Consider the following 9,551-nt stretch of genomic DNA (forward strand, 5'->3'; position numbering starts at 1 on the left):
ACCATGAAAGACTTTCACTATCAACCGGCCAATGCGCACCGGGTTGAGGTCGGGGGGCGCGAGGTTCTGTTCCACGTCCCGACCACCTCGATCTTCGAGATGGACGGGGTGGACCGGGATATCCTTGATTATGCCGCGCAGGAGCAGGCGTTCTCCATGGACGAGTTCGAAGCGCGGTTTGCAGAGGAGGATGCAGCGGCAAGGCTCGACGGGCTGGTGCGGCTGGATATCGTCAACGACGGCCGCCCGCTGCAGCCGGAACGGCCGCCGATCGAGATCGAGACCTTCCCGCTGACCACCATCGTTCTGAACGTCAACACCGGCTGCAACCTGGCCTGTTCCTACTGCTACAAGGAGGACCTGGCGGTGCCGTCGAAGGGGCAGAAGATGGCCTTTGAGACCGCGCGGAAGTCGGCGGAGATGCTGCTGGCCGAGAACCCGGACCGGGACAGCTATAACATTGTGTTCTTCGGCGGAGAGCCGCTGTCGAATCTGCCGCTGATCCGCCTGGTGGTGGACTGGGCCGAGCCGCATTTCGCGGCGCTTGGCAAGGAGGTGAACTTCAGCCTGACGACCAACGCGACGCTGCTGACCGAGCCGCTGATTGACTGGCTGGACGACCATCGCTTTAGCCTGACGGTCTCCATCGACGGGCCCAAGGCGCAGCATGACCTGAACCGCAAGACGGTGGGCGGCAAGGGCACATATGACACCGTGGCCGCCAAGGCGCGGCTGCTGTTGTCGCGGTACAAATCCAAGCCGGTGGGCGCCCGCGTCACCCTGACCGCAGGCATCACAAATATCGTCGAGATCTGGGACCATCTGAAGAACGATATCGGTTTCGCCGAGGTGGGGTTTTCGCCAGTCACCTCCGGCGAGATGGATGCCTTCAACCTGAACGGTGCCGAGCTGCTGGAGGTTTTCGAGGGCATGAAATCCCTTGGCAGGCTCTATATCGAGGCGGCGCTTGAAGGCCGCAACATCGGCTTTTCCAACATGCATCAGATGATGAACGACCTCTACGAGGGGCGCTCCAAGGCGCTGCCCTGCGGGGCCGGGGTGGGGATGCTGGCAGTGAATCACGATGGTGCGCTGAACCTGTGCCACCGGTTCACCGGCTCGGAAATGGACCAGTTCGGCACCGTCGATGACGGCATCAAACGCAAGGAGTTGTCGAGCTTCATCAAGGCACGGTCTGACCGCACAGAGAAGGGCTGCGCCACCTGCCGCATCCGAAACCTGTGCGCGGGCGGCTGCTACCACGAAAGCTACGCCCACTTCAGCGACCCGATGATGCCGACCTATCACTACTGCGACCTGATGCGCGACTGGATTGATTTCGGGGTCGCCGCCTATGCCCGGCTGATCGCCCAGGCACCGCAGTATTTTCACCACCATGTTGCGCCGAGGAGGGCGTTTGGAAAATGAAACCGCTCAATCAGAAAGCCGAACGCGTTCAGCAAGCCGCCGCCGAAGGCCAGATGGAAGAGGTCCGCGCAATGCAGACCGTGACCGCCGGCTGTGCCACCACCTTTGACCCGGGCTGGGAGGTCGACCCTTTTGGCGGCCTTGCTGCCCTCTGCCAGCCGATGGAGGCGGACCTTTACGGTTGCTCCGACCCCTGCTGGTGGCCCGCGCAGGTGCCCGACATCATGGTCAACCACCCGAACTGGGACGAGGGCGCGCCCAATGCCGCCAAGGACTGGCGCGCGCTTGGCGCCACCTACCCCACCGACGCAGAAACCTGAGGAGACTCGCATCATGAAATCCGCGCTTTTTGCTGCTGCCGCGTTTTGCGCGTCAGCCCTGCCGCTGGCCGCTGGCGACCTATTGGTGACGGTGGCCCGGCCCTCCAACCTCTATGTCTTTGATGCAGCGGACCGCTCAGTCAAAGCCGACTGCGAACTGGGGGCGAATGTAACACCCGGTGTCATTGCCATGTCGCCGGACAACCGCATTGCCTATGTGCTGCTGAACCATTGGCAGGATGTGGTCGGGGTCGATATCGAAACCTGCGAAAAGGTCTTTCACGCCGCCCAGTCCGAGGGCGATGTGACCCGCCGCTCGCTGGCCTCGCTGGCAGTGTCCAAGGACGGCAGCCAGATCTACACGGTGCGCAACCCCGTACGCAAGAAAACCGACCGCTATGAGGTGATGCAGCCGGAATTCGCCGTCTATGACGCCAGCGCCGGGCTGGAGGCGAAGCCGTCCGCCACCTTCGAGGCGCCGCGCCGCTCCACGTTGATGGCGAGCGACCGCAACGGGCAGGTCTATGTGGCCGGGCATGAGATCTACCGGGTGGATCCCTCCAACGGTGAAACAGAGGTGGCGATTGCCAATGCCAGCTGGGACCGCCCCACCTACAGCCCGCCGGACGTGCTGGCGTTCTGGCCGACCGGCAGCCAGAACGACGAGATGCTGCTGATGTACACGGCGGCGGTGTTTACGGACGAAACCCAGCAGGAGCTGGCGGATTTTGTCTGGGGATATCAGTCCGTTGACCTGACAACGGGGGAAACGGAGATCGCCGATTTCGCCTCCTTCGAGGTGCTGATGTTCTCCGCCGTGCGCAGCGCGACGGATCCCAAGCATCTGTATGGTGTCTATACCCAGTTGTCCAAGCACAACTTGGAAACCCAGGAGCTGGTCAAGCGGGTGGACCTGCCGCACACCTACTACGTCGTCAATGTCTCAAGCGACGGGAAAGAGATCTATGTCGCGGGCACCAATGACGACATCGGCATCTATGATAGCGAAACGCTGGAACGGGTGGGCGAAATCCGGATGCCGTCGGGCGGGGATATGTCTGTCTCCACCCTGCATGTCGTGCCGCAGGGATGACCGGGCCTGCTGCCAAACTTTCCCCCCAGCCGGGCAGTGCCGCTGCCCGGGCCTGGCCGCGCCTGCCTTCGCGTGCAGGTGCGGCGCTTTTTACACCCGCAACAGCCGCTTGGTTGCTGCCGCTGCTGCGCCCGCACCGGCGGCGGCTGGCGGTGCTGCTGCTGATCAGCTTTGCCGCTGCCGCGCTTGGCCTGCTGCCGCCCTATATCAGCAAGCTGGTGATCGACCGCGGGCTGATGGCGGGGGATGCGGCGCAGTTGGTGACCTGGTCCGCGGCGCTGTTTGCAGTTGGTCTTTTGGCAACCGGCACCGGTGCACTGAGCAACATCCTGCATATGCGCGCCTCGGTCCGGATGCTGGCGCGGATGCGGCAGAGGCTGCTGTCGCGGCTGGCCGCCAAGCCGGCCGGGTGGTTTGCCAGCCAGCGCGCGGGTGAGCTGCTGGCACGGATTGATGGCGACGCGGCGGAGGTGCAGAAGTTTGCATTCAACGCAGTCTTGGGCGGCTCCTCGGCGCTGATCCGGCTGGTTGGCGGCTCTGCGATGCTGATGGTGCTGGATTGGCGGCTGGGGCTGCTGACGGCGCTTTTGGCGCCTGCCGAGCTGGCCTTTCTGATCTGGGCGCGGCCCCGGACCGAGCGCCACGCGGCGGCAGTGCGCGAGATGCAGGGTCGGTATTCCGCGGGGCTGTCGGAGACGCTGTTCGGCCTGCCCGCGCTGCAGGCCGCCCGCGGTTCGGCATGGGCGCAGCGGCGCAGCCTGCGCGACCACGCGGGGCTGAGCCAGAGGTTGATTGCGCAGAACCTGTGGGGCGAATTCACCCGCGCGGTGCCGGTGCTGCTGTCGGCGCTGACCCGCTCGGCGATATTCCTGGCGGGCGGGCTGATGGTGATCCGGGGCGAGTGGCCGCTGGGCTCGCTCATTGCCTTCATCGCCTATATGGGCTTCATGACCGGGCCGATGCAGTCGCTGCTGGGCCTATGGCACGCGCAGGCGCGGGTCAAGGTTGCAGCGGCGCGGCTGGATGCGGTGATGCAAACCTCCCTTGCCCAACCTGCCCGCTTTGCACCCACAGGCTATACTCTGGAACTGGCCGGCGTAACCGTGGTTCGTGGCGCCGCCGTGCCCCTTGGCCCGCTTACCCTGACCATTCCCGAAGGCGCAAGGGTGGCACTGAAAGGGGCAAGCGGGGCGGGCAAGACCTCTTTGCTGGCGGTGCTGTGCGGGCAAGCGCGGCCCATAGCCGGAAATGTGACCCTTGGTGGCGCGGATCTGGGCCTGCTGAGCGGGGCCATGTTGCCGGAGCGGGTGGCTTATGCCGGCCAGCGCCCTTTCACCGTTGGCGCCAGCCTGCGAGACAACCTGTTCCAAAGCCGAGCCTTCTGGTCCAAGGCGGAGAATGAAGCGCAGGTCTGGGCACTGCTGGAGCTGTCCGGCCTGTCGGACAGGTTCCACAGGGCTGAGGGCCTGGACACCCCGCTGGGTGAAAACGGGCTGACCCTGTCTGGCGGTGAGCGCCAGCGGCTGTGCCTGCTGCGGACGCTGCTGGTGCCGTTTAACGTCCTGATCCTGGATGAGGCGCTGTCGGAGGTGGATCCCGCCACCGCCGCCCGGATCCTGGCCCATATCGACGAAGCCTTTCCCCATGCCACCCGCATCCTGACTGCCCATGGCGGCGCGGCGGCGGGCGGGGAGTTCGACATGGTAATCGACCTGGAGGAGGCTCAGGAATGACCCCCGCATCGCGGATAGCGCTGATTGACGGTCCGCTGGCGGCGGAGACCCCGGGCCTCATCGCGCGCACAGATGTCTGCAAGCTGCACCCGAGGGCCGCCAAAAGCCCGGCGGCGCTGCACGCCAGCCACATGGCTGCTGCCATCCGAGCCAATGCGCCCGACGCGCAGATCCTGGGGCTCAGCATCTTTCCCGGGCGGCTGTCCACTTCGCTCGCCATCGTGGCGGAGGCGCTGCGCCATGCCGCAGTGACGGAGGCGGAGATCGTCCACTGCTCCTTTGGCCATGGTGAGGCCAGCCCGCAACTGGCGGAGGCAGTGGCGGCGGTGCAGGCTGCGGGGAAACTGCTGGTGGCCTCCGCCCCGGCGCGCGGCGGGCCGGTCTATCCGGCGGGGTACGAGGGCGTGCTTTCCGTGCAGGGAGATGCCCGCTGCGGCGTTGGCCAGTGGTCGCTTTTGAACCTGGCCACGGCGCGCTATGGAGCCTGCCCGGGCGGTCCCGGCACACCGGTGCGGGGGGCCAGCCTGGCGGCGGCGCATTTCACTGGACTGCTGGCCCTAGCCTGCAGGCAAGGCGGAGCAGACGCAATGCTGCAGTCCCCCTCTTTCAACGGCCGCGAACGCATCGGGGCGGGAGGCCCGCAAGCCGCATGATCTGTTTTGACCACTGGAACAGCACCCTGCGTGCCAGCTGCGGGCATTACTATGCAACCCCGGGCCGGTCCGCGCGGGAGTGGGCCGGATCGTTCATCCTTCGCCAGCGCAGCGGCATCGATGTAGCCGAGATCCGCTGTCCGGCGGCCCGCATTGAACGCACCCGCAAGGGCATCCTGCGCGACGATCTGGAGCATTTCTTTCTGCTGCGCCAGCTGGAAGGCGAAATCGGAATTCAACATGCAGGCCGCGAGACCATGCTGAGGCCAGGGGAGTTCCTGCTGCTCGATTCCACCCGCATGGCAGAGCTTTGCATCACTGGCACGCCTGCCGCCTTTCTGTCCGCACATCTGCCGCGGGCGCTGGTGCTGGAGCGGCGCCGCGAGATGCCCGCTGCAGGCTGCAAGATCACTCCGGCGCATCCGCTGCACGCCAGCCTATGCGGGCTGATGGATGCGGTCGGAGCACAGGACAACGCGGGCTATATCTTTGACCTGGTGCCGTTGGCCTTTGCCGGTGCAGGCGTGCCACCGGGCGCAGGCAGCCTGAGCAGCCGCAAGCACCGCTTCCGTCTGGTGCGCGAGACGCTGGAGCTGCTGAGTGCCGACCCGGGGCTGACGGTGGATACGCTGGCCGCGCGCACCGGGCTGTCACGGCGCCAGCTGCAGCGGGAGTTTCAGGAAAACGGCACCACCTTCACCGAGTGCCTGACCCGCACCCGGCTGGCCGCGGTGGCGGGCAAGCTGCGCCATGCGGCACGGCAGGGCGCCCGGGTACCGATTGCCCAGATCGCCTATGGCGCGGGGTTTGGCGATATCTCCCACTTCAACCGCAGCTTCCGCCAGCAATTCGGCAGCTCGCCGCGCGGGTTTCTCAACACCTGCAATCGCGGCGGAATTTTGGCGCAGGACGCAAATTCTTTGGCACCCGTCCCCAAGACCGCGCCGCCGGGGCGTGGTTGTCTTTCCCAATCAAATCCGGCTGACGGTTAAACAGGGAGAACGGCAATGGACTATGGCATGCTGATCAACGGCAAACAGGTTTCGGCGGAGCGCATGATCGAGGTGATCAACCCGGCAACGGAGGAGGTGTTTGCCCGTGTGCCGCATGCCTCTGAGGCGCATCTGGAGCAGGCGGTTGCCGCCGCCAAGGCAGCGCAAAGGGGCTGGGCAGAGACACCTATGGCGGAACGGCGCGCTAAGGTGGAGGCGCTGGCCGCCGCCATCGGCGAGGAGGCGGATGAGCTGGCGCGGCTGATCACCCGGGAACAGGGCAAGCCGCTGCCCGAGGCGCAGGGTGAGGTGGCCTGGTCGCAAGGGTACCTGGCGCATACCGCGACGCTGGAGCTGCCGGACCGGGTGATCCAGGACGACGCGGAGTTCCGCATTGAGACCCGGCACAAGCCCCTGGGCGTGGTCGCGGGCATCATCGCCTGGAACTTCCCGCTGCTCTTGTGCTGCTGGAAGATCGGGCCTGCGCTGATGGCGGGCAATGCCATTGTTCTAAAGCCTGCGCCGACCACCCCGGTTGCGGCGCTGAAGCTGGGTGAGATCTGCGCGCGTATCTTACCGGCAGGCCTGGTCAATATCATCACCGATGCCAATGACCTGGGCCCCAAGCTGACGGCGCATCCGGATGTGGCCAAGATCGGCTTCACTGGCTCGTCGGAGACCGGCAAGCGGATCATGGCGTGTGCGGCGGACACCATGAAGCGGGTGACGCTGGAGATGGGTGGAAACGATCCGGCCATCGTGCTGCCGGATGTGGATGTGAAGGCTGCTGCCGAGAAGGTCTATGGCGGCGCGTTCCTGAATGCGGGTCAGGTGTGCCTGGCGGTGAAACGCGCCTATGTGCACAGCGATATCTACGATGACTTCTGCGCTGAGCTGGCGGCGCTGGCCGGGCAGGCGGTGGTCGATGACGGCATGAAGCAGGGGACGACCATAGGCCCGATCCAGAACAAGGCGCAGTTCGACAAGATCAAGGGGTACTTGGAGGACGCCCGCGCCTGCGGCCAGATCATTGCAGGCGGGACGGCTAAGGATGGCCCGGGGTATTTCGTGCCGCCGACCATCGTGCGGGATGTGACCGACGGGCAGAAGATCGTCGACGAAGAGCAGTTCGGCCCGGTGCTGCCGGTGATCCGGTTTGACGATATCGACGATGTGGTCACGCGGGCCAATGCCTCCGACTACGGGCTGGGTGGATCGGTGCATTCGGGCGATACTGCCAAGGCAACCGAGATTGCAGGGCGCATTGAATCCGGCACCATCTGGGTCAACCAGCAGCTGAACATCGGCCCGCATATCCCGATGGCGGGCTTCAAGGGCTCCGGCCTCGGCGTCGAGCAATCGGTCGAGGGGCTGGCGGAATACACCCAGATGCAGGTGATCAACGTCGCCCGCGGTTGACCCCCTTTGAAACCCGGCCGGGTTGCCGTTGCAGCGGCCCGGTCCGCTTACCCAGCAGAGAACACCAATGACTGACCCGCAAACTGACCTCACCGCTCCGATTGACGGCCTGTCGCATGTGCAGGGGCCAAGTGAACCGCCGTTGCAGCACGTCACGATTCCAGCCCTTCTGCGTCAGGCGGTGGAGCAGTATGGCAGCCGCGAGGCGCTGGTGTTTTCGGATGCGGGCCTCCGGATGACCTATGCGGAACTGGCGCAAAAGGCGGATGAACTGGCGGCAGGGCTGTTAGAACTGGGGGTTGGCAAGGGCGACCGGGTCGGGATTTGGTCGCCGAACCGCTGCGAATGGGTGCTGACGCAGTTCGCTACCGCGCGGATCGGTGCCATTCTGGTCACGATCAACCCGGCCTACCGGCTGGCGGAACTGGAATATGCGCTCAACAAGACCGGCTGCAAGGTGCTGATCGCAGCGGAATGCTTCAAGAGTTCCAACTATCTGGGCATGATCCGGGAGCTGGCACCTGAGCTGGCTGCCGCCGCCCCCGGGCAGCTGGCAGCGGTCCGGCTGCCCGCGTTGCGCCATGCGGTGGTGATGGCGGCGGATCCCGGTCCTGGCGTATTGCCCTTTGAAACCTTGCAGGAGATGGGCGCGGGTGCGAACACCGCCGCGTTGGACGAGATCACTGCTAGGCTGAACCCGGATGAAGCCATCAACATCCAGTTCACCTCTGGCACCACCGGCCTGCCCAAGGGGGCAACGCTGACGCATTTCAACATCGTCAACAACGCCCGGTTCGTCACCAGCCGCATCAAGGTGACCGCGGCCGACCGCCTGCTGATCCCGGTACCGCTTTACCATTGTTTCGGCATGGTGATGGGGGTGCTGGGGGCGGTGTCCAAGGGGGCGGCGATGATCTTCCCCGGCGAGGCCTTTGAACCCGTCGCGGTTATGAAAGCCGCCGCCGCGGAGCGCGCCACCGCGCTCTATGGCGTGCCAACGATGTTTGTCGCCATGTTGCAAGAACTGGACCAGACACCGCGTGATGTGTCCTCCCTGCGCACTGGCATCATGGCAGGCGCCCCCTGCCCGATTGAGATCATGCGCCGGGTGAATACCGACATGCATATGCAGGAGGTGACGATCTGCTACGGCATGACCGAAACCGCGCCGGTCTCCTTTCAAAGCCTCACCACCGGCCCGGCAGAGAAACGCTGCACCACCGTAGGCCGCGCGCATCCGCATCTGGAGATCAAGGCAGTGGATGACAAGGGCCACACCGTTCCTGCAGGGGAACGCGGCGAGCTGCTGGTACGCGGCTACTCAGTCATGCAAGGGTATTGGGACGACCCGGAGGCGACTGAGGAGGCCATCCGGGACGGCTGGATGCGCACCGGCGACCTTGGCTCTTTTGATGCAGAGGGGTTCTGCAGCATCACAGGGCGGGTGAAGGACATGATCATCCGCGGCGGCGAGAACATCTATCCGCGCGAGATCGAGGAGTTTCTGATCCGCCACCCGCGGATCGCGGATGCCCAAGTGTTCGGGGTGCCGGACAAGAAATTCGGCGAGCAGGTCTGCGCTTGGATCGTGCCCGCACCGGGCACCAGCCTGGAGGAAGAGGAGGTGCGCAGCCATTGCAAAGGCCAGATCGCACATTTCAAGATCCCGCAATATGTGCGGATTGTGGCAACGCTGCCGATGACCGTCACCGGCAAACCGCAGAAATTCAAGATGCGTGCGGAGATGGTCAGGCAGCTCGCTCATTGAGCACCCGGGCTTCTGCAGCCCAGGCGCCAGGTTAGCAGCTGTCATCGCCGCTGCGTCCCCCCTGTGGCGTGTTTTACTCCGGCCAGGGGAGGGAGTATGTCTTGACGTTTGTGAAGAATTTCATGGCCTCGATGACGCCTTCCTT

General features: G+C 64.9%; 8 protein-coding genes. All 8 read left to right on the plus strand.

Features of this window, described 5'->3' with window-relative positions; genetic code table 11:
• Positions 1-3 precede the first annotated feature (3 nt).
• The 8 genes from peaB (at position 4) to ACXAHG_RS13355 (ending at position 9,406) form a co-directional block, all read left to right on the plus strand.
• Positions 4-1,428, plus strand: coding sequence for a quinohemoprotein amine dehydrogenase maturation protein (gene peaB / locus ACXAHG_RS13320; protein WP_475058025.1), 1,425 nt, complete (start codon positions 4-6; stop codon positions 1,426-1,428).
• A complete protein-coding gene (gene qhpC / locus ACXAHG_RS13325; RefSeq protein WP_271906682.1) occupies positions 1,425-1,748 on the plus strand; it encodes a quinohemoprotein amine dehydrogenase subunit gamma in 324 nt (107 codons plus the stop codon). Before peaB ends, qhpC begins: the two co-directional genes overlap by 4 nt.
• A 13-nt stretch (positions 1,749-1,761) precedes the next feature.
• Positions 1,762-2,841, plus strand: coding sequence for a quinohemoprotein amine dehydrogenase subunit beta (peaD, locus tag ACXAHG_RS13330; RefSeq protein ID WP_475058028.1), 1,080 nt, complete (start codon positions 1,762-1,764; stop codon positions 2,839-2,841).
• Between the two features lie 113 nt (positions 2,842-2,954).
• Entirely contained in the window at positions 2,955-4,574 is a 1,620-nt protein-coding gene (locus ACXAHG_RS13335; protein WP_475058030.1) for an ABC transporter ATP-binding protein, read from the plus strand.
• Positions 4,571-5,227, plus strand: a complete 657-nt coding sequence (qhpE, locus tag ACXAHG_RS13340; protein WP_475058033.1) for a subtilisin-like serine protease QhpE — start codon at positions 4,571-4,573, stop codon at positions 5,225-5,227. Before ACXAHG_RS13335 ends, qhpE begins: the two co-directional genes overlap by 4 nt.
• Entirely contained in the window at positions 5,224-6,219 is a 996-nt protein-coding gene (locus ACXAHG_RS13345; protein WP_475058036.1) for a helix-turn-helix domain-containing protein, read from the plus strand. Before qhpE ends, ACXAHG_RS13345 begins: the two co-directional genes overlap by 4 nt.
• 15 nt (positions 6,220-6,234) lie before the next feature.
• Positions 6,235-7,638 carry an aldehyde dehydrogenase family protein gene (locus ACXAHG_RS13350; protein ID WP_475058038.1) on the plus strand — a complete coding sequence of 468 codons (1,404 nt, stop codon included), beginning with the start codon at positions 6,235-6,237 and terminating at the stop codon, positions 7,636-7,638.
• A 67-nt stretch (positions 7,639-7,705) separates the two neighbouring features.
• The gene (locus tag ACXAHG_RS13355; RefSeq protein WP_475058040.1) at positions 7,706-9,406 is read left to right on the plus strand and encodes an AMP-binding protein; all 1,701 of its coding nucleotides are present in this window, start codon (positions 7,706-7,708) and stop codon (positions 9,404-9,406) included.
• Positions 9,407-9,551: the final 145 nt, after the last annotated feature.

The organism is Leisingera sp. ABD4_442, from assembly GCF_056160905.1.

Excerpts from the sequence above, each read along its gene's own strand:
- ACXAHG_RS13355 (WP_475058040.1), top strand. The coding sequence starts at position 7,706 with ATGACTGACCCGCAAACTGACCTCACCGCTCCGATTGACGGCCTGTCG.
- qhpE (WP_475058033.1), top strand. The coding sequence starts at position 4,571 with ATGACCCCCGCATCGCGGATAGCGCTGATTGACGGTCCGCTGGCGGCG.
- peaD (WP_475058028.1), top strand. The coding sequence starts at position 1,762 with ATGAAATCCGCGCTTTTTGCTGCTGCCGCGTTTTGCGCGTCAGCCCTG.
- peaB (WP_475058025.1), top strand. The coding sequence starts at position 4 with ATGAAAGACTTTCACTATCAACCGGCCAATGCGCACCGGGTTGAGGTC.
- ACXAHG_RS13345 (WP_475058036.1), top strand. The coding sequence starts at position 5,224 with ATGATCTGTTTTGACCACTGGAACAGCACCCTGCGTGCCAGCTGCGGG.
- qhpC (WP_271906682.1), top strand. The coding sequence starts at position 1,425 with ATGAAACCGCTCAATCAGAAAGCCGAACGCGTTCAGCAAGCCGCCGCC.
- ACXAHG_RS13350 (WP_475058038.1), top strand. The coding sequence starts at position 6,235 with ATGGACTATGGCATGCTGATCAACGGCAAACAGGTTTCGGCGGAGCGC.